This window comes from Streptomyces sp. NPDC049687, assembly GCF_044465285.1.
Classification (GTDB): domain Bacteria; phylum Actinomycetota; class Actinomycetes; order Streptomycetales; family Streptomycetaceae; genus Streptomyces.
Genome location: NZ_JBITLN010000004.1, coordinates 299,419 through 320,940, shown reverse-complemented (window position 1 = coordinate 320,940; position 21,522 = coordinate 299,419). Strand labels below are relative to the sequence as shown.

The window sequence follows — 21,522 nt, the reverse complement described above, 5'->3', positions numbered from 1 at the left end:
ACCCGCCGAACACGGACCTCTGCCCCAACGACCATGTGCGGCGGAGAGGCGGGAAAACCCGGCCCGCTCCGCCTCACCGTCGCGGCGCTGGACGATCACCCGAGCGCGTCGGTCTCGTCGGGAACGGCGCCCCACGAATCGGCGCCCTGCCTCAGCAGGTCGGCGATGCCGTGGCTGCTGTTCGCCTCCTCGCCGTTCTCCTCGGCCTCGTCGGTCGCCTCGTCCTCCTCCTCGTCATCAGGCACTTCCGCGGTGCTCATCAGCATCCCGGCGTACCCGGTGACCAGCGCCGGTGGTTCTTCGACGGCCGCGACCTGGGAACGGTCCGGCCGCCAGGTGGCGAGGCCCGGACCGGTGACCGGCTCGGCTGTGACGTGATCCGGGGCGGGGGGCTGCGGCAAGCCGAGCCCAGCGGCGAAGTCCGCGTCGACCCCGTCGCTCCATCCCGACTCCTCTACGACGGCGACCGCGCCCTCCGCGTCCGAGCGCTCGTCTTCGTCGGCGCCGACTCCGGCCGCGGAGACCGCCACGTCCTCGTCGCTCCACCCGTCGTCGTCGCTGAGGACGTACTTGAGCTGGAGCTCTTCCTCCTCCGCCTCCTCAGTACGGCGCCCGCCGAGCACCCACGGCATCGCGGTGTCGGCGGCCTCCCATGCGCTGGTGTCCTCCGCGGCCTCGACGCAGGAAACCACCGCGACACGGTCCTCGGCAAGCTCGTCCGGCGCCGCGGAGTTCACGCCGCGGAGCGACGCCCCACCGACCGGGGCCCCCTGCGTCTCGCTCGGCAAGCCCTCGAGTTCGGGGCCGGCCCAGCCCTTCTCCGTCTCCAGCAACAGGCCCGAAGAGTCCGAGCGCTCGTCACCGCCCTTGGGCGCGGCGCCGGGCATCCCGTACGGCGGCACCATGCCGCCTTCCTGCGCGGCCGCTCGCTCGGCCGCCGCCACGTCGCGGAGAGCGCCCTGGGAGGGCACCGACACCCCGCCGACGCCCACCCGCGACGCGGTCGGCGGCGTCACCGGACGCACCGGGGTCACCTCGCCCGGACCGCTCCCCCGAGGCACCGGCGGCACCGGTTGGGCCGGCTGGCCCGGACCCACTTGCGGGACGAGCAGAGGAACCGGCGTGGGAACGAGCACCGCGTCGTGGTCGTGCTTCCTGTGCTCCGCCGGCGCCTGGACGTCGGCATCCGTCGCATCCGGAAGCGTCACACCGCCGACACCGGTGCCGTGGTGCGCCAGCCCAGGCCCGCCCGCGGGCGTCCCTTCGGACGGCACGACCTCGCCCTCCCTGGTCACCTCACCGTGCTCATCCGTCCACGGTTCGGCGCCGCCCGTCACGAGTCCGGAGGCATCGGACCGGTGCTCGTCCTTCGGCGCACCCCCAGACGGCGACATCGGCATGAACGGCATCCCACCACCCCCGGGCACTCCCGAAGACGGCCCTCCCCCACCAGGAGCCCCCGCCAACGACACACCACCGGCGCCACCATGATCCAACACACCAGACGGCACACCAGACACATGCCCACCCGGACCCGACACCGACCGATGCGACAACAACCCATCCGGCAACGGCACAGTCGGCGCATGACCCGTCGGCACCTGCAGATGCGACAACGACCCATCCGGCAGCGACTGGTTGGGCAACGGCCTCGACAACCCCAGCCCACCCGGATCCACACCCGGCTTCAGCACATGCTCCTGCCCGGCCGGCAGCTCACCACCCTTGTCCGACCACGGCTTCGGATCACCCGACAACAGACCAGACGAGTCCGAACGATGCTCATCCCTCGGCACACCCCCAGACGGCGACATCGGCATGAACGGCATCCCACCACCCCCAGGCACCCCCGAAGACGGCACACCCCCACCAGGAGCCCCCGCCAACGACACACCACCGGCACCACCATGATCCAACACACCAGACGGCACACCAGACACACGCCCACCCGGACCCGACACCGACCGATGCGACAACAACCCATCCGGCAACGGCACAGTCGGCGCATGACCCGTCGGCACCTGCAGATGCGACAACGACCCATCCGGCAGCGACTGGTTCGGCAACGGCCTCGACAACCCCAGCCCACCCGGATCCACACCCGGCTTCAGCACATGCTCCTGCCCGGCCGGCAGCTCACCACCCTTGTCCGACCACGGCTTCACACCATCCGACAACAGACCAGACGAATCCGAACGATGCTCATCCCTCGGCACACCCCCAGACGGCGACATCGGCATGAACGGCATCCCACCACCCCCGGGCACCCCCGAAGACGGCACACCCCCACCAGGAGCCCCCGCCAACGACACACCACCGGCACCACCATGATCCAACACACCAGACGGCACACCAGACACACGCCCACCCGGACCCGACACCGACCGATGCGACAACAACCCATCCGGCAACGGCACAGTCGGCGCATGACCCGTCGGCACCTGCAGATGCGACAACGACCCATCCGGCAGCGACTGGTTCGGCAACGGCCTCGACAACCCCAGCCCACCCGGATCCACACCCGGCTTCAGCACATGCTCCTGCCCGGCCGGCAACTCACCACCCTTGTCCGACCACGGCTTCACACCATCCGACAACAGACCAGACGAATCCGAACGATGCTCATCCCTCGGCACACCCCCAGACGGCGACATCGGCATGAACGGCATCCCACCACCCCCAGGCACCCCCGAAGACGGCACAGTCGGTGCATGACCGGTCGGTAGCGTCACGTTGCCCGTGGGCGGTTTGGTCATGAAGGACACAGGTTTGACAGGCGCGTTGGGGTTGCCGACATTCGACAGATTCACCCCCTTGGGATTAAGAGTCTGCACGTTGGGCAGCGGGCTACCCTTCGTGCCCGTCTTCAACAAATCCGACGGCAGCCCCGACGGAGAGCCGATTTTGTTCTTGCCCTGATTCGCCAAGGTCTTCGGCAACGGCAACGGCGACACCGGACCCGAGCCCTTCGTCGACGAAGGCCCCCCAACAAGGGGCGGCTGGCTCACGAAGGACACAGGTTTCACAGACGCCTTGGGGTCGCCGACATTCGACAGATTCACCCCCTTGGGATTAAGAGTCTGCACGTTGGGCAGCGGGCTACCCTTCGTGCCCGTCTTCAACAAATCCAACGGCAGCCCCGACGGAGAGCCAATGGACGACGGCGGGATCGTGTTCGTGGTCTTGCTGTTGGGCACAGGCGGCAAGGTTTGCTTAGGACCCGGATTGAGCGCCTCGTGCATCGTGGTGTTCAACTTCGGGGGAGCATGTGTGGGCGGCGGCGATGCCAACTTGGGAGACGGAATCGGCGATTTACGCGACAACGGCAATCCCGAGCTGTCCGTCAACGGCGCTTGCAACGGAGAATTCACGGGCGTATTGTGCGACGTCGGCGACAAAGGCGGGCGAGTGACCGGCGGCACCGAAGACGGCGAAGTCCGTTGCGTGTTCTGCAGAGTCGGTGACTTGAACTGTGTGACCGGCCCCTGGCCCACGTTGATGGGGTTGGGTTTGGGAGAGAGCGGCAGGCTGGTATCAGGCTGCTTGAAGGCAGTGGTGTCCGGCTGCTTGAGATCCGGATTGGTACCACTGAGCGGAGATGTGATGTTCGTCGGGGAGACCTGATTCAGAGTGCGCGTCTCGGAGGAGTACTGTCGTGCCAGCGTGTGCAGTACCTTGCGCATGTCCTCCGTCATCATCCGAACGATCTCCGGGCTCTTGCTGACCGGGATGAGCCCGTTCTTCATCGGCTTGATTCCGATGTTCAGCGCCTGCTGCCCGTACCAGTGGTCGATGGTGACGATGTTCGCCTGAGCCACCGCGAGATCGTTGCCGGCATCGACGAGGGTCTGCGCTACCGAGGCGTTCATGCTCCCCCCGGACAGCGCATTGGCGCTGGAAGCCACCTGCTTGGAGAAGGTCTGCATCATGGTCATGAAGGCATCCGCCGCAGTGCCCTGCCACGGCGAGTCCTTTTCGCCGGCCAGCGCGTTGGCCTGCGCGACGATGTTCTCCGAGACCATCTGCAGAACATCCTGCACGAACTGGAACGTGTCACCGGCGTCGTAGAGACTTTGCGGGGAGGCCACGGTGTGTGCCCGGTTCACCTCGTCCGTCTTCGCCATGTTGGAACCACCGACGATGACCGCTTCGATCTGCTTCCAGTCCCAGTTGTCGTAGTCGTTCGAGGACCCCATGACGGAGTTGTTGCCGAAAATTCCGGACGTGTCCGTCTGCTGGGTGGTGGGGCCGGAGTTGTAGTCCTTCTTCGGTGTCTTTGCCATGGCGTCCAAGCTCTCCTTCGTGCAGGGGCAAACGCCTGCAGCGGCGTCAGGCCAAAAGGCACCCGACGCCGCCACAGGCAGCCGTACAGCTGGTTCTCATCCCCCGGAGCCCATCTTGGCGAAATCGCTCTGAGCGGAGTTCATCGCTTTGTTGAGATCCTCGGCCGTCATCTTGGACTCTTCCTCGACGGTCGTGTACTTCGAACTCAACTGGCGCACACCGGAGCTGATGTCCGCCAGCCCCTGGCCCAGATCGTGGAGAATCTTGAGGTAGGTGTTCTGGAGCCCCGTGTCCCCGTTGGCTCCGCAGGCGACCTGGCGGAGCATGTAGGCGTCGTAGAAGGCTCCGGGATTCGCCTTCTGAAGCTCCGCGAGCTTCTGGTACGCCTGCTTCACCGGCTCCGCGAGCTTCTCCATGTTGGAAGCGAAAAGCTCCATGGACGGCGTGTCGACCGAGGTCTTCCCCCCCTTGCCGGAACCACCGGGAACGGGCGGGGGCGTCGCATCGTGCTTACTCGGTCCGGACCGCGTGTGCGGCGCGTGGAACGTCGTAGGGTCCCACTCTTTCGGGTGAGGGCCCTCTATCTTCTTCTTATCCTGCCCCCAATGCGGAACTTTGATGTCCACCATCACTTGTTCCACATTGCGTAGCCCGCCCGCTCACCGGCGGCGTAGTGCTCGATGATCGTCCTCAGGGCGGCCGCGGCGTTGTCGGCCTGCGTGGTCATGTCGGCGGCGCCCTGGGCCCAGATGTTCCGCTGGCTGTCGAACAGGTCCCGCGCGCCGCTCTCCCAGTTGAGGATGGACTTCATCGTGCCCGTCTGCAGGTCCTCGAGGAAGCTGCTGAGCTGCCGGGAGATGGTGACCATCTGACCGGCGGCCTCCTCGAGGCCGCTGAACTCGAGACTGTAATCGATCATGTTCTTCTCCTAATCCGTGAAAAGTCGACTGGTCTCAGAATCCAGGGAGCCGCGGGGTGGTGATCAGGGAGGCAGCCCGCTGGGCTTCGGCGATGGTTTCCTCGTTCGTCTGCGTGAGCACGCTCTTGTTCTGGGTCAGTGTGTTCTCCATGCCGTTGAGCACCGAGATCACCCTGTTGAAGTCGACGAGCCAGTTCTGCAGCGCCCGGTCGAACGCCTGGTACGCCTGTCCGGACCATTTGGCCTGGATGCCGGCGACCATCGTGCTCATCGCGTTGTACTGGTTGTCGAAGTTGGAGACGCCTTCGGAGAAGACGTTGATGGCGTTCTGAAGTCCCTGAAGTTCGACCTGTGTCATGCCGTTGCTGGCCATCAAACCCTCCCTTTCTCGTTTCGGGTTCCTTGTGGAACCGGCTGCTCATACCTTCTCGAAGGCCCGGGGCCAAGGGAACCGCGTTGCCCCGTTCACCAGCGACCGTTGCCCCGACGACCCTGTCAGGCCCCCGTGCCCGCCCCGGCAAGGGCCGGGCTGTCCTTCTCCGGAGGCGTCGGACCTGCTCCATCGGAGCCAGGCCCGGCGGCGTCCGCTCGGGTGGCCGGACGGATCGCCGGGGAGTCGGCCGCGGCCAGGCGTTCGGCGAACCGGTGCGCCCCGTACGCTCCCGCAGGGGGCGGAGAATCGGTGAAATGCTCGGCGAGCGAGCTCCGTACATGGTCGCCGACCGTGAATCCACGTGCTGTCAGATAACGCAGCGCGAGCTCGGCCAGCTCCGCTCCCGAGTAGTCGGCGAACGGCAGGTACTCGGCGAAACAGGCGGCCAGTTCGGAGCCCGGGGACGCGTTCAGCGCCTCCACCAGGGTCGGCTCCTCGCCACAGAGCACCAGCGCCACCTCGGCGTTGCCGTCCGCGGCGGCGCGCAGCGCGCTCATGACGGCGCCGCGCTCGCCCTCAGGGCGGTCCTGGAACGCCTGGTCCAGTTCGAGCAGCAGCAACCCGCCCGCGGCCTCGCCGAAGACGGCGGCGGCGAACGTCTCGGCCTGCTCCCGCCAGCCCGCCGGGAACGCGGAGAGTGCCTGCCGGTGCACCGCACCGGTCTCCAGGAGACCGTTCTCGGCGAGGCACCGCGCGTACAGTCCTGCCACGGCACGTCGACCGCTGCCCTGATTGCCCGCGAACACCAGGTTCATCAACCCCGCGACCGGTTGGCGCTGCCGCCGCAACTCCGTGAGCCCGTCTACGCGTTCGAGAAGCGAGGTACGGACCGTCTCCAGCCCCACCAGGTTCGCGATGCGCCGGCTGCTGCGCGCCTCCGGCTGCCGATTGCCGCCGGGGCCGGTCGTGGCGGGGTCCGCCCCGGGGGCGCTCTCCACGTCCTCGGCCGTCAGACGCGTGAACTCCGAGTCCACCGTGGGCGGATGAGTGGCCAGCCGGGACGCCTGGCGGTTGATCATCGACTCGAACAGCTGGCGGGCCACGCGGCCGTTGCCGAAGGTCGGCCCCTTCGGGGTCCGCTCGAAGTAGGCGGTGAGAGCGTCCAGCGCGGAGTCGGTGAGCTCGTAGTAGTGCTTGGAACACAGACCCCGGACGATCGTCACCAACTCGTCGACCGAGTAGTTGGGGAACTCGACGGTACGGGAGAAGCGTGACGCCATGCCGGGGTTGGAGGACAGGAACTGGTCCATCTGCTCGGAGTAGCCCGCGACGATGACCACGATCTCGTCGCGGTGGTCCTCCATGAGCTTCATCAGGGTCTCGACGGCCTCCTGACCGAAGTCGGGGCCGCTTCCCTTGGCCTGGCTGGTCAGCGTGTAGGCCTCGTCGATGAACAGCACGCCGCCGATCGCCTTGGTGAAGACCTCCGTGGTCTTGATGGCGGTGGCACCGATGTACTGCGCCACGAGATCGGCGCGCGCGACCTCCACGATGTGGCCCTTGGTGAGGATGCCCAGTTCGGCGAGGACGGCACCGTAGAGGCGGGCCACCGTGGTCTTGCCCGTACCCGGAGGGCCGGCGAAGACCAGGTGGCGGCTCATCGGAGGCATGGGCAGTCCCATCTCCTCCCGTCGCTGAGCCATCTTGTTGAGATTGATGAGGCTGGTGACTTCGTGCTTGACGCTCCCCAACCCGACCAGCGCGTCCAGTTCGGCGAGCGGTCCCGTGCCGGTGTGCTGCGCGCTCTCCGGCTCGTCGGGCTGCTCCGCGCCGCCCTCCGGTCGCTGCTTCCCCTTCGGCGCGGGGTTCCCGGACTTCTCCCGTCGGTCGCTGCCGGTCAGGTTGCTGGCCGAGAACTGCGGGTTGTCCCGCAGCTGGTGCACCTGCCGGCCGCCGTTGTCCCGCACTTCGCAGTCGCGCAGGAGTACGGGCTCCTCGGTGCTGGTGCGTACGCCGTCCCCGGCGTTGTCGAAGATCGCGCAGTTGCTGACCTCGGCCCGCGCGTTCGCCTGAATGTTGACGCCGTGCCCGCGGGCGCTGTGCAGTCGGCACCCTACGGCCGTCACCGATCCGCCGCCGGTCACCCGGATCGCGTCGGTCCCGGAGCCGGCGAGTTCGCTGTCCCGGAGGGTGAGCGCGGCGTCCTGCCCGACAAGGACCTCGCAGCCCTGGAGCCGGGCCGACACCACCTCCGCCTCGGAGCCGTCGGTCAGGGAGAGTCCGCCTGAGCCCGCGGTGCGCAGGCGCAGCCCCTGGAACGTACCGGTGCCCTTCTCCGCCAGCTCCACCGCGTTGGCCCGGTCGGTGGCGATCTCGCACTCACGCAGGACGACCTTGGCGGCGCCCCCCACGCGCAGCCCGCTGCCCCTGCCCTCGGCCACCGTCAGCCGCTCCAGCTCGGCGGTGGCACCTTCCGTGACGACCACCGCCACCTCGGCCGCCTTGCGTACGACCAGTTGCCTGAGGTCGGCCGTGCTGCCGTCGTCCACGAGGACGCCCACCGACGTCTGCGTGATCTTGCAGTCCTCCAGCCGTGGCCGCGACTTCCCAGTGATCCGGACCGCGGTTCCACCCGGGGCGGAGATGCCGCACTCCTTGAGCACCGGGCCCGACCCGCCGGCGATGTGCACCGACTCCCCGCCGGCACCGGAGAACCGGCAGCCGGTGAGGGTGACCTGGCCCTTGCTGGTGAGGTACGCGTCCACGCTCACGCTGTCGGTCACGGTGAGGCCCGACGCGGCCGCCGTGCCGTTCTGCTCGACGACCAGCGCCGGCTTGCTGCTCGCGGTGATCGCCGTGTCCTTGATCTCCGCGCGGCCGTGGCCGTTGACGCAGATGCCGTTGCCCTCGGCCTGGTCGATGACACTTTCCCGGACCGCCAGCCTTCCGCCCTCGGCCACCACGATCGCGGACGAGCGGGTCCCCGTGACGACGGTCTTCTCGACGGCGTTGCCTCCGGGCGAGGTCACCACGATGCCGGCACCCTGCGCCTGGTCGATCCGGCAGTCACGTGCCACCAGCGTTCCCTGATGCCATGCCAGGATCGCGGTCCACCCGGCACTGATGATCCGGCAGGCATCCAGTGCGGCCTCGCCGCGCCGGATCTCGACGGCGGCCGCGTCCTCGTCCCCACCGGAGATCGTCAGACCGGAGAGCTGCACCGCCTCGGTATCGATCACGACGGCGCTTCCCGAGCCCACGCTCAGGTGCACCTCGCTCGCGCCGCTCGCGGCAGTGATGGTCACCATGCGTGAGATGACCAGGGATTCCTCGTACGTTCCACCGGCCACGGTGATCACCGCGCCGTCGGCGGCGGCGCGCAGCGCCTCGCCTATGGATGGGTAGGCGCCGGGACGGTCCCGGGAGACCAGCAGGACCTGTCTCGTCATGGCGTCGTTCCCTTTCTGGGTGGTGCGGTGTCGGCACGGCGGGGCGCCGCGTTGCGGCCGGTCACGATCAGTCCCGGAGGATTCCGGAGTGCGGTGGCGGCCGTCGCAGGGAGTCGTACGGCGGCGGGCTTGGCCTCGTGCCACTCCGTGGCGGCCTGCTCCAGCCCGGTCATGGCGATGTCGTCCAGCGGGAGGCGCCGGAGGTCGACGCTGCCGTCCGCGCCGATCTCCGGACCGGTCAGCTCCCGCAGCAGCAGCACGCGCCGTTCTTCGTCGCGCACCCCGAGCACCTTGAAACTGGTGCCGGGCAGGTAGAGCACCCGGTCGGGGACGGCTGCGTCCAGCAGGGCGGTGCGGCGTGCGGTCATCGACCAGATCAGCACGTCGACGTCGCCGGCCATCTCCGGATGCGCGGTGGTCAGCGCGGAGCAGAACGCCCACTCGGTGACGAGCCGGCGCTTGCCGTACCACTGCCATTCCGCCTCACTGAGCGTGGTGCGCAGGAGCGTGGCGCCTCGATAGGACGGCAGCCGGCGCAGCCCTGACGCCACACAGCGGGCCAGCGGCACGTGGGGACCCACGGTCGCGCCGCGCACGGCGCTGTCGATCCCGTCAGTTCCTCCGGACAGATACAGCCGGACCGCGACCAGGTCGGTGACCACCTCGTCGGCCGATTGCCGGGAGGCGCCGCGCAGCCCCGGGGATTCGGACAGCACCCGCGCAACGTGGTTCGCGGCGGAGTCGTACTGCCCCTTCAACGTCCGTCGCAACCAGGCACGCTCCTGCTCGATTCCGCGCTCGGGGGGCACGGCGCAGGCTTCGGGTTCGGGCACGGGTTGCACACGGACAGCCGGCGGCTGTGCCTTCGGCCGCGCCTCAGGGGTACGGGCCGGCGCGGGAGTCGGCGGTTCCGAGGGGTCGGCGGCCGGAGGCCGGGGCGACGCGGGTGAAACCGCCGGAGGATGCGCCGGGGAGTGCGATACCGGTGGCGGAGTCGGCCGCGGTGGTGCCTGCGGCGCCGGGTCCGCCACGGGCTCGGGGACCCCGTATGGCTCCGCGATGCCGGCACCGGAGGCAGTGCCTTCGGCCGATGCGGCGGGCGCGGCGCCGGGAGGCGGGGCCGACTCCAGTCGAAGGGACCTGGGACGTACGGGCGCGGGTGTCGACGGCCGCGACTCCGGCGTAACGGGCGCTGCCGGAGCAGCGGGCGCGGGTTCCGGCTCGGTGACGCCGGCCACCGGCACGGCAGGCGCAGTCCCGGGCTCAGTGACGCCGACCACCGGCACAGGCTGTGACGCCTCGGGCGCAGCCCGGGGCCTGCCCTCGGCGGGCCCCTCCGGCACGGACCCCACAGGCCCGTTCTCCCGCACGGCAGGCCTCGGCGCCGACTCGCGTACTACTCCCGCAGGCCCGGTTGCCCCCGTCTCAGACCCCGGCTCACCTGTCACCCCGCCCGCGGGCCCGATCTCCCCCGCGGCAGGCACCGACCCGGAGTGCGCCACTCCAGCCGCAGCGGAAGCCGCGCCGGAGTTCCCCTCGGCCTCGTGCTTCGGGGCAGGCAGCACCAGGCATCCTTCGGCGAGCACCGGATCGAGCTTCTGCCGCACCTCTTCGGCCAGCGACCGCATCCGCTGCGCGGACTCGGGGGTGCCCTCGTCGACGTGGATGACCATCCGTCCCAGGTGGGCCGGGACGCTGTGCACCGCCGGGGCGTCGGCGGAGGCCTCCGGTGGCCGTAGCCACAGTCCGCTCTGGGTCACCTCCAGCACGGCGTCGGGCGCGTACCAGTACACGCCGGTGGAGATCTCCGGCAAGCCCTCCACCGGCGCACGGCAGTCCAGCAGCAGGGGTGTCGGCGCGACGGAGCCGGCCCGTGTGGGCCGGTACACCAGCTCGCGCGCGAAGGCGGCCGGGCCGAGGGTGCCGTCCTCGCCCAGGACGCGTATCAGCGCGCCGTCCGCGCCGGGCTCACCGACCGTCGGCAGGCCGCCGTAGACGATGATCTCGTGACCGAGCCGGTCGGCCAGTATCTGCCCGAGCGCGTTTCCCTCCGGCACGCCCACCGGCCCGTACAGGGCGAAACGCACCCGCGACCGGACATACGGGGTGACGCGTTCCCAGAACCGTTCGATGTCCCCCACCCGCAAGTGCGGGTCACCAGGGCAGCCGAGCACCACGGTGAGCCGGGCGGACTGCGGGAGCAGGGAGGCTATCAGCCGCCTGCGATGGACGTCCTGGTCGCCTGCGGGCTGGTCCTTCCGCCTGATCCACACGCCGCCGGGAAGCGGTTCGGCCGTTCCCTCCGCGCTGGTCGCGAAGGAGTTCTCCGGCACGGCGTCATCCCAGTACGGCACGGGAAAGCGGCGTGACACGCGAGGAGCGCGCTTGTGCGAGCCGAGCCGCGTCCAGGCAGCGGAGCGGCGCGGCTGGAAGCCCAGCCAGCCGGAGCCGGCGGCCTCCGGCACGAAAAGCATGCCCCCGGCGGCGGGAAGGACCCAGCCGTCCGGGGTGAGCACGGTCCGTTCGAGCCGGTCGGCCAGGAGCTGGCCGACCGTCATGGCGGTCTCGCGGCTCGGGCGTCCGGTGATCACCCGGAAGGACCGCCCTCGGCGCTTGAGCAGTCTGGCCACCGACTCCCAGTCCTCGGCCGGCGGATCCTCGGGGAGGTCGACGACGACCAGAGTGTGTTCGGGGTCCTGGGCCAGCCCGCCGGCGAAGGCGCGCACCTGCGGGTTGATCCTCCCCTCGGGATGGACCAGCAGGGCATCGCCGATGCTCTGGCACTCCAGTTGCGTGCGGTCCGCGCCGCGGGGCCCGCGCTCGAGTTGCACCATGTCGCGCCCCCTAACCGGCATGTGCCGTGACGGCGGTCTTGGCTGTGGTGATGTCCAGCGTCGGACCGGTGGGGGCCAGATCGAGCAATGGCTGGGGCAGTGTGCGCACCTTGACCTGGTCGTATCCGAGTGCCGCGACCGCGTCGGAGTCGGTCAGCGGGTACTTCTTGCCGGTGTCGGTGATCAGGAAGAGCCTCGGTGTGGAGTCGGAGTCGGACGTCCGGGCGGACTGCGCCGCGACAAGCAGGCCCTTGGCGGGCGGCACGACCAGACCGGAGGGCAGCGAGCCGGCGACGGGCTCGGTGACGACCGAGCCGCCCTTGGAACTACCTGCCTTCTGCAGTACGCACAGCGCCGAGCTGCCGGGGTCGAAAGCGGACCCCGCGAGCAGGTCCGGCACAGCGGTGAGCAGGGAGCGGTCCTGCGAGACCTCGGCCGCCGCGATGTCGGCGGCGGTCACCTTCTTCGGCGCGGTCGCGCCGGGTACGGCGCTGAGCAGTGCGAACTCGGTGCGGTTGATCGGGGCGAGGCCGTCGGACCGCAGGACGTACAGCTCCCGCTCGTCGGCTGCCATCGCCTCGAACAACTGCCCGACCTGCCCGGGGGCGCCGGCCACCGAGGGACCCGTGGAGCCCTCCCCCGGGATGCGTGGGGCGGTCAGCGTCCCGCCGGACGGCACTTGGGCCAGCCAGGCCGAGGAGACCGGCACGGTCTGCTGGGCCACCATGCCGAGCGCGACCAGCTCGGCGTGGGACCGCAACCGGAACGTCCGGCCGTTCCACAGGATGTACGTGCTGCGGTCCGGCCCGGAGAGCAGGACCCGCCGACCGCGCGGGACGGGGGTGGAGCGGCCGGCGGGGGCGAGGTCCACCAGCGTCTTCGCGCTGCCCGGCGGCAGGCACACCGCGCGGTCTCCGGAGAGCAGTTCGGTGGCGGTGGGCACGTCGTCGGGTGCGCCGAGGATGCCGAGCTCCGGGCCGCGCCGGACGTCCGCCAGGGACTCGCCTGGAACGGACACGGTCTTGGCACGGTTTCCGGCGACCAGCAGCGCGGAGGCGTAGTTGGCCGTGGGGTACAACTGCCCGTCGAGGTAGACGTACCGGTTGCCGGTCTCCTTCTCCACGATGATCGCCCCCGGAGAGCGCCAGGCCGTGCTCGCTCCGGGGCTGATCAGGCCGTAGACCGCGAAGCCCGCGGCGAGCAGGACCGCGACCAGCATGCCGAACTGCGTGCCGAGATTCCCCCGTCGCATGGGGACCTCGACGGGGCCCGGATCACCGGCCACCAGTGCCGACACCAGCCGGCCCACGGCGAACCGGTGTGCCTGGACGTGATCGCGTCGATTCTGCACCGCAGCCCCCTCAGCCGGCCAGCGAGCGGAAATACGCGTAAGCGTCCAGGACCTGCAGCAGCAGTGGGACGAGGGCAAGCGCGGTGAGACCCTCGAGGATCTCGCCGAGGCGTCCCCATATGGGCCGCAGCCTTGCCCCGGGAAGTCGCCAGGCACCCGTCAGCAGCAGGGCGGCGGCGGCGAACAGGCCGAGCATGGCCGCGGCCCGCACCACCGAGCTCGCGTGGAGCGTGAGGGACAGCAGGACCAGGGTCGCTCCGAGCCCTCCGGCGACCACCAGCGCGATGCGCTGCACGGCGTTGCCCACGCCGCGTGCGCGCAGCAGCACCGCCGCGCTGAACACCGCGGTGAACACCCGGCCCGGCCAGTGCGGGGCCTGGACCAGCAGTGCGGAGGCCACCGTGAAGACCACGGCGGCGGAGAGGAAGAAGACGCTGAGGTAACCGTCCGCCGCCGCGACCCGGCGGGTGACCAGGGCTTCCGGCAGCGGGTCGATGCCCTGCTGCAGTTCCTCCGCGTTGTGCGGGAGTTCCACCACGCGCAGTCTGGCCGCGAACAGCGCCAGGCGCGGAATGAACGGGGACATGCCGAACATGGCCGCCGCGAGCACCACGGCGACCCGCGTGGCGTCCCACCCGAGGACGATCGACAGGAACGACCCGAGCTCCACCGTGCCCGCCAGCATGAGCAGGGTGCCGAACACGGCGTTCGGCACCCTGCCGGTGGCCAGGACCGCGGCGGCCATCACCCCGGTGAACGCGGCGGTGATCAGCCCGTCCAGCCGACCGGGCGCGAGCAGCCCGGCGGGGCCGGCCAGCGCCGACAACCCGGCCAGCGCGGCGAACAGGCAGGCGCCCAGGCCGGCGATGGTCCCCATGGCCCGGTCGTCCAGCGTCTTGGTGACCAGAGCGCAGCCTGCGACCAGGCCCACCGCGAGCACGCCGCAGGTGAGCGCGGTCAGCAGATCGGGGTGGGCGGCGGCGACCAGGGCCACGAGGGAACCCAGCGCCAAACAGGCCAGGACGAGGCAGAGCCGCCGGGTCAGCTCCGGTCGCCAGCGGTCGCGTTGGGCGTTGAGCGCGGTGGCCACTCCGTCGGCCACGTCGTCGAACTGCAGCTCCGACAGGAGGTCGTCCTTCGGCCTCAGGTACAGGACGTCACCGTCCCGCAGGCCGAGGGTCTCCGGGGTGCCGTCCAGGTCCAGCGGGGCCTCACCGAGCCGCTGCAGCGCCCACCTGTTACCGAGGTCGGCCTCGCCCACGGACCGCTTGAGCACGACGGGCAGCAGTGTGGCCATCGTGACCGTGACGGGCACCGCGAGGTCGGTGCGGCCCTTGGCCGCGCTGATGGTCAGCCGACAGACGTCGGCGGTCCCCCCGTGCCCGGTGCGGGATGGGGACGACGCGGCGGTGCTCATGGTTCTCCTGCGGTGCACGGACGGGGAAAACAGGGCAGAGGCGATGCGGTGCGCAAGGTCGATGCGATGGGCAATGTCGATGCGGGCGCCGGGCGCGGGGTGTGCGGCGCCCGGCGGAGGCCCGGCTCATGACGGGGCCGCCAGTCCGGTCTGGAGCAGTCCGACACCGCGCCGGGTGACGAACTGCGCCCGGCCCGGGGGCAGCATGCGCGGCTTGGCCTCGCCGATGAACTTGCCCTCCTCCTTGGGGTAGGAGAAGAGCAGCGCCGGGCTTCCCAGTTCCCACATCCGGCGCAGCAGCGGGTCCATCATGGCGCGCATCGCTCCCGAGGTGCTGCGCGCGACCACGATGTGCAGTCCGATGTTGGCCGCCTGGGCCAGCAGCGGCACCATGGCCGACATGGGGTTGTCCATGGCGCTGCCCGTGGCGAACAGGTCGTAGTCGTCGATGAGCATGAACAGCCGCGGTCCCTGCCACCAGTCGCGCTGCGGCAGCCGCTCGGGGGCGACGTCGGGGCCGGGCACCCGGCCGCTCACCGACACCGCGGCGCTGCCCGCCAGTTCCGCCAGCGCCTCGGTGCCCACGGCGTAGCCGACGCGGTACTCCTCCGGGACGTCCCTGAGGAGCTGCCGTCCGGGGTCGGCGAGCAGGATGCGCGCTTCATCGGGCGTGTAGCGGGCGGTGATCGCCTTGGCGACCAGGCGCAGCAGGTTGGTCTTCCCGGTGGCGTCGTCGCCGAAGGCCATCAGGTGCGGCACCTTCTCGAAGTCGTGCCAGACGGGTTGCAGACGCTTCTCGTCCCAGCCCAGGCAGGCACGCATGTCGCCGTGCGGCGCGGGCAACTCGTCCACCGGCAGGCTGCTGGGCAGCAGCCGGACACCCGGCGCCGACCGGCCGGTCCAGAACGTCCCGATCTCCGCTGCCGCGGCCTTGGTCGCGCTGGTCACGTCGTCGATGTCCGAAGAGCCGTCGAGGCGGGGCAGTGCGGACAGGAAGTGGTGGCCGGAACTGGTGAGACCGCGCCCGGGGCGCGAGGGCACTCCGGCGGCCTGCCGCGATCCGACCTCGGACTCCATGCTGTCGCCGAGCCGGAGCTCGAGTTTGGTGCCCAGGAGGTCGCGCTGCTTGGGGCGGATCTCCGACCAGCGGACCGCCGAGGCCACCACGTGCACGCCGAAGGAGAGGCCGCGGGCGGCCAGCTCGGCGACGCGGTCCTCCAGCTCCTCGAAGTCCTGCCGGAGGGTGGCCCACCCGTCCACCACGAAGAAGACGTCGCCGTACGGGTCGTCGATCTGCCCGCTTCTGCGCAGCGCCCGGTAGGCGGCCATCGACTCCAGGCCCAGGGTGGTGAAGCGCTCCTCCCGCATCTCCAGCACCTGGGTCATCTCCTCGACGGTACGCAGCACCCGGTCGCGCTCAAGGCGGGTGGCCACCGAGCCGACGTGCGGCAGGCCCGCGATGGAGACGATGCCGCCGCCACCGAAGTCCAGGCAGTAGAACTGGACCTCCTCCGGGGTGTGTGTCAGGGCGAGCGAGAGGATCAGGCTGCGGAGCAGGGTGGACTTGCCGGTCTGCGGTGCTCCCGCGACGCCGACGTGCCCGTCGGCTCCGGAGAGGTCGGCGACCAGGAGTTCGCGCAGCTGCTCGTAGGGCCGGTCCACCATGCCGAGGGGCACCTTCAGGGCGCCGAGCGCCGGGTACTCGCTCGCGCTCATCCCGCGCACCGGATCGGGCACGATGCCCGGCAGCAACTGGTCCAGGCTCGGCGACTGGTCCAGTGGCGGCAGCCACACCTGGCGGGCGGGCGGGCCGGCGTCGGTGAGCCGGTCGATCAGCACCTCGAGCAGGCTCTCGGAGGACTCGGACTGCTCCTCGTCGAATGACTCGTCCGGTTCCGGCGCGGGAGCCGGGCCGATGGGTGTCGGGTCGGCCAAAAGCGGCGGCCGCTGCTCCAGGCCGAAGGGGACGATCTCGGCGGCCGGTCCGGGCTGGCCGCCGCCCGCGGTGGTGCGGGCCTGTGGCTCAGGGCAGGGTCCGGAGACGTAGGCGGCCTTGAAGCGGACCAGGTTGGTGGTGTCGATCTTCAGGTAGCCGTGGCCCGGGGCGGACGGCAGCTCGTAGGCGCCCGTGATGCCGATCACGCTGCGCGACTCCATGGAGGAGAACGTGCGCAGGGCGACCCGGTAGGAGAGGTGGCCGGCGACCTTGTGGATGCTGCCTTCGTCGAGTCGCTGCGAGGCGAGCAGCAGGTGCACGCCGAGGCTGCGTCCGACGCGTCCGATCATCACGAACAGCTCGATGAACTCCGGCTTGCTGGAGAGCAGCTCGGAGAACTCGTCGACGATGAGGAGGAGCGAGGGCATCGGGGCGAGCCGGGCGCCGCCGAGTCTCGCCTTCTCGTAGTCGAAGAGGTTGGCGTAGCCGGCCTCGCGGAGCAGTTCCTGACGGCGGATCACCTCTCCCTGGAGCGAGTCGCGCATCCGGTCGACCAGCGGCAGCTCGTCGGCCAGGTTGGTGATCACCGCCGAGGTGTGCGGCAGCTTCTCCATGTTGAGGAAGGTGGCGCCGCCCTTGAAGTCGACCAGGACCAGGTTGAGGATCTCGGAGGAGTGGGTGGCGCACAGGCCGATGACCAGGGTGCGCAGAAGTTCGCTCTTGCCGGACCCGGTGGCACCGATCAGCAGGCCGTGCGGTCCCATACCGCTCTGGGCGGATTCCTTGAAGTCCAGCTCGACGATGTCGCCGTCCTCGGTCACCCCGATGGGCACCCGCAGGCGGGCGTGTTGCGGGGTGCGCGGCCGCCACTGGGAGGCCACGTCGAACGCCCGCGGATCGCGGATGCCGAGCAGGGCGGTCAGGTCGAAGTCGTTCTCGAACGGTTCGTCGACCAGGTCCACGATCCCGCTGGTGCGCATCGGCGCGAGATACCTGGCCAGGCTCTCGGCCGCGGCCGGGCTCAGCTCGTCGGCCTTGGCGGAGGCCGTCGAGTCGCCGGAGGGGAACGTCACCCGGCCCTGCTCGGTGGTCAGGCGCAGCACCTTCGGGCCGCCGGTCATGGCGCCGGTCAGGTCGAGCAGCACGACGTTGCGCAGCCCGCCGCCGAGCAGCCGGGAGCTGGGCGGGATGGGCGTTCCGGCGGCGACGATCACCATGAACGGTTCGGACGCGCTGGGCGCTTCGGACTTGTCGTGGTCGGGGCGGTCGCTGACGTCCTGGCCCAGGAGCTCCAACAGGGCCTCGTGGTCGGTGGCGACGAGCCGCAGCGCGCCCGCCGCGTCATGCTCGCGGGGATGGGCGTTGTGCGGCAGCCACTTCACCCAGTCCCAGTCCGCCCGGCCCGGCTCGTCGGTGAGTACGGCGATCCGCAGTTCGTCCGGCGAGTGGAGGACGGCCAGCTGGCAGAGCATCGCCCGGACCATGCCGTACGCGTAGGCGCCGTCCCCGGCGAACTCGACGCTGCCGAAGCTGCGCAGCGAGACCGGGACGGCCATGCCCTCGACCGTCTGGTGGGTCTTGATGAACCTGCGCAGCGAGATCGCCGTGAGGGGTTCGAGGTCCTCGACGGGCTTGGTCTCCGGGGGGATGAAGCGCAGCGCGGCCCGCCGTGAGCCGAGCCCGATCCGGACCCGGGCGAAGTCGTCGTGGCTGGCGCGGCGCTCCCACAGCCGGGGGCCCATCGCCAGCGACCAGAGGTCCTCGGGTTCGGGGTGGTCCCAGGAGACGGCGGCCCGCTGCTCGGCCGCCGCCTCCCTGGCCTGCTTGCGCAGTTGGGCGAGGTAGCGCAGGTAGTCCCGGCGCTCGGACCGCATCCGGCGTTTGCGTTCCTTGCCCGACTGCCCGAGCTGGGTCAGGCTCATCGCGATCATGGAGACGCCCATCATCCCGGACATCATGTAGGTGGTGGGCGAGCCGTTACCCAGCGAGAGCCCCACCGCCATGGCCGCCGAGCCCAGACCCATGGGGAGAAAGGCCAGCGCGGACCCGAAGTCGGCGCTCGCCGGCTCGCCGAGCACCGGCGGCTCGGCCAGCTCGATCTCGCCCTCGGGCATCTCAGGAGCGGCCGCGCGCTGTCCGCGCTTCACCGGCACCGTGTTCGTCATCCCGGTCCTCCCATGGACGTCGTGCGGGAGCACTCGTGGAGCGTCACAGCGCTCCGCAGCGCATCGCGTAGGCCACCGCGTGCGAGCGGTTGCGCAGGTTCAGCCGTGTCAACATGCCGCTGACGATGTTCTTGATGGTCCGCTCCGAGTAGTTCAGCCGCTCTGCGATCTCCACGGTGTCCAGGCCGTCGGCGAGCAGCCTCAGCACCTCGACCTCCCGCTCCTGCAGACCGCCGACGGTCAGCCCGTTGGGCACCAGCACGGTGCGCTGAATCGTCCTGACCTGTTCGAGTAGCCACCCGACCATCTGTTCGGGAACGAGCGCGCGGTTTCGACTGCTGTCCCGGATGGTCTTCACCAGGCGGTCCCGGTCGGCCTCCTCACGGGGCAGGAAGCCCGCCAGGCCGCTGACGACCGCCCGCATCAGGTGGTGCTCGCTGATGGTTTCGGCGAGAAGCACGATGCGCATCTCGGAATTGGTCGACTCAGTGGCGGCCTCTTCCATCCAGCGGATCACGTTCTCAGTGGTCTGGTGGACGGTGATCAGCAAGACGTCGGCTTCGCGCCTCCGGGCGGGCGGAAGCAGCGTGATCCCCGGGGTGGAGCGCAGGGAGGCCACGGCACCCTCACCGCTGACCGGGTCGCCGGCGTGCACGGCCACGCTGATCTCAGCGTTCCGTTTACTCACCGTCGGCGCCTCTACTGTGCTGGCGGCCATCCCTACCAGCCTTCGCCGACCGGGGGGCGCGTATCAGCGACGGCTCGCACCGCGAGAGAACGGTCAGTGGCCATGGACGCTCCAATGCTGAGGTGTGTGCTCCCCACGCCCTCGTGGGTCCTTGCTGGATGTTCCAGCGGCCGCTCCGGCCACCCGGCAAGCCATCGATGGATGTCTGCCTCTCGCCGCTGAACTGCGCAGAGGGACTGGTGGGCCCCTGGGCAAGGAGAGTCGTGGGTACGAGTTGGACCGCCGAACAAAGTGCTTAACAGTTAAAGCACTTCGCGAAAGGGGTCAAGCAAAGGTTAGGTAATGCAAAGCCGGACACGACGTTATTGACTACACCGCCTGACCAGGCGAAACCCCGCAACGTAGGGGCACAGGCGAGCACGACCGCGGCGACGGGGAACGCCTGCCGAACATTGCGTTCACAAAATGTTCACCAGTGGTCTGGCCCGAGGCCCGAGCGCCTCGGCGAGCTCACGGATGACTCCGGTTGCCGAAAAGGCCCTGCCGCCACGCCCCGGCAACGAGGAGGCACGGAGCGGGTCGGCCCCGGGGTTCGACCACCCGCCCGCCTCTGGGGATGTGCTGCCGGCCGGTGCTTCGCCCCTGCGGTCCTGCCGCGACGCGACGCCATCCCTCGCCACAGCCGCCCGGGGGTGGGACACCCCGGACGGCGACCCGGGTTGCTCAGCGCGGCAGTCGGACGTCGAGGGAGTACAGGCGGGTGATCTGGGTCTTCCGCTCATTGTCGTCGCTGACCAACAGGATCCTCAGGCGCCCGGCGGCCGTGCGGCCGGTCACGGCGAGTCCTTCGATGTTGTCCAGCAGGGGGTTGGGCTGAGGCTGCAGGGCCGTGGCGCCGAGGGAAGGGCAGTCGGCGAGGTCGGCCAGCAAGGTCTTGTGGACCAGACGGGCCGAGCCGCCCGCGGTGAGGTTCTCGGTTCCGCTCACGTCGTCGGCCCGGCTTGGGTCGGCCAGGTAGAGGCGGACGGTGTTGCCGACACCGGCGGTGAAGCCGCGTTCGAGGACAAGCAGTCGGCCATCTCCGGCGGACTGGATCTCGGAGACCCCCAGGCCCTGGTCGACCCGATAGCCGTACTGGGCACCGGTCTCGAAATGCTTGCCGACGCCGGCGCGACGCCAGGTCTGCAGCCGCACCACGTCGGTCTCGTCGCCGGAGAGCGCGCCCTCCATGGAGGCGACCAGGGTGCGTCCCCCGGGCATGAGCGTCAGCCCTTCGAATGTCTGGTTGTGCACAGCTCGCCCCGCCGGGGCGACAGCGAGGGCGGCCGGCACCGGCAGCGCCTCGACCGCCGTACCGTCGCGGTCGTAGCGGGTGACGGAAGGTTCTGTCTCGGATGTGATCAGCCGGGTACCGTCCAGGTCGACGACCAGTCCTTCGGAGTCCGGCGCCCTGCCGTTCAGGTCGGTCAAGGGTGCCACCGTCACTGCATCGGCGCTCAGTGAGCCGGCCTTTTCCCGCACGTCGAGCGAGAAGATGTACGACTCGTCGGACACGGCGGCGATCCGGCCACCCCGGTCGACGGCGAGGGCGGACAGATTGCCCACATAGACGCCGTCCAGCGTCTTCTTGTCGAGGTCGTCGGAGAAGGCCCGTATGCGGACGAGGTCGGAACAGTCACGTGACGGGGCGGACGAGCCCGAAGCGGACAAGGCCGGGGAGTCGGCGTAAGCGGCGCCCTGGACCAGCGCGGCACCGATGGCCAGGCTCATGGCCATCGCGCCAATGATCGACGTACTCAAACGCATGTGCATACTCCTTGGGCGCCAGAACGAAGGGGAGGTCTTTCCCGGCGCGGGCTGCGCACGTTGGGCATCCTCGGCCAACATCCGCGGCGGCACGTACACCTCGGGCATCACGTGCATGGCCGCACCGAGGCGCACGTGACCATGAAGGGCAAGGCGAACGGCCGAGCACCGCACGGGTTCAACAAAATGTCAACCTACAGCGGCGGAAGCCAGGTGTCTCTACCCGTATAGCAAAGACCGCATTGCGTAACTTGTGTTCATCGTCGCTGCGGCTCCGGGCCCCATCGGCCACACCTCTCG

The 21,522-nt window shown here is 69.9% G+C and carries 11 protein-coding genes; all 11 read right to left on the bottom strand.

The genetic code is table 11. From position 1 onward, the window contains the following. Window positions 1-95 precede the first annotated feature (95 nt). Window positions 96-4,283, bottom strand: a complete 4,188-nt coding sequence (locus ACIBVL_RS15765; protein ID WP_399097705.1) for a hypothetical protein — start codon at window positions 4,281-4,283, stop codon at window positions 96-98. Window positions 4,284-4,379: 96 nt separating this feature from the next. Next, window positions 4,380-4,913 carry a hypothetical protein gene (locus ACIBVL_RS15760; RefSeq protein WP_399097704.1) on the bottom strand — a complete coding sequence of 178 codons (534 nt, stop codon included), beginning with the start codon at window positions 4,911-4,913 and terminating at the stop codon, window positions 4,380-4,382. Next, on the bottom strand, window positions 4,913-5,203 hold the full coding sequence (locus ACIBVL_RS15755) for a WXG100 family type VII secretion target (protein ID WP_399097703.1): 291 nt from the start codon (window positions 5,201-5,203) through the stop codon (window positions 4,913-4,915). Before ACIBVL_RS15755 ends, ACIBVL_RS15760 begins: the two co-directional genes overlap by 1 nt. A gap of 34 nt (window positions 5,204-5,237) precedes the next feature. Further along, window positions 5,238-5,576, bottom strand: a complete 339-nt coding sequence (locus tag ACIBVL_RS15750; RefSeq protein WP_399097702.1) for a WXG100 family type VII secretion target — start codon at window positions 5,574-5,576, stop codon at window positions 5,238-5,240. Between the two features lie 122 nt (window positions 5,577-5,698). Further along, entirely contained in the window at window positions 5,699-9,025 is a 3,327-nt protein-coding gene (locus tag ACIBVL_RS15745; RefSeq protein ID WP_399097701.1) for a right-handed parallel beta-helix repeat-containing protein, read from the bottom strand. Further along, entirely contained in the window at window positions 9,022-11,859 is a 2,838-nt protein-coding gene (locus tag ACIBVL_RS15740; protein ID WP_399097700.1) for a hypothetical protein, read from the bottom strand. The genes ACIBVL_RS15745 and ACIBVL_RS15740 overlap by 4 nt, the downstream gene beginning before the upstream one ends. A gap of 10 nt (window positions 11,860-11,869) precedes the next feature. Further along, on the bottom strand, window positions 11,870-13,210 hold the full coding sequence (gene eccB / locus ACIBVL_RS15735) for a type VII secretion protein EccB (protein WP_399097699.1): 1,341 nt from the start codon (window positions 13,208-13,210) through the stop codon (window positions 11,870-11,872). Between the two features lie 10 nt (window positions 13,211-13,220). Beyond that, window positions 13,221-14,627 (bottom strand): type VII secretion integral membrane protein EccD, encoded by a 1,407-nt coding sequence (gene eccD / locus ACIBVL_RS15730; RefSeq protein ID WP_399097698.1) that lies wholly within the window; start codon window positions 14,625-14,627, stop codon window positions 13,221-13,223. Window positions 14,628-14,753: 126 nt separating this feature from the next. Then, on the bottom strand, window positions 14,754-18,728 hold the full coding sequence (eccCa, locus tag ACIBVL_RS15725; RefSeq protein WP_399097697.1) for a type VII secretion protein EccCa: 3,975 nt from the start codon (window positions 18,726-18,728) through the stop codon (window positions 14,754-14,756). 43 nt (window positions 18,729-18,771) lie between these two features. Next, entirely contained in the window at window positions 18,772-19,347 is a 576-nt protein-coding gene (locus ACIBVL_RS15720; RefSeq protein WP_399097696.1) for a response regulator transcription factor, read from the bottom strand. Between the two features lie 792 nt (window positions 19,348-20,139). Continuing rightward, window positions 20,140-21,222: an esterase-like activity of phytase family protein gene (locus ACIBVL_RS15715; RefSeq protein WP_399097695.1), complete on the bottom strand. Its 1,083-nt coding sequence runs from the start codon at window positions 21,220-21,222 to the stop codon at window positions 20,140-20,142. Window positions 21,223-21,522: the final 300 nt, after the last annotated feature.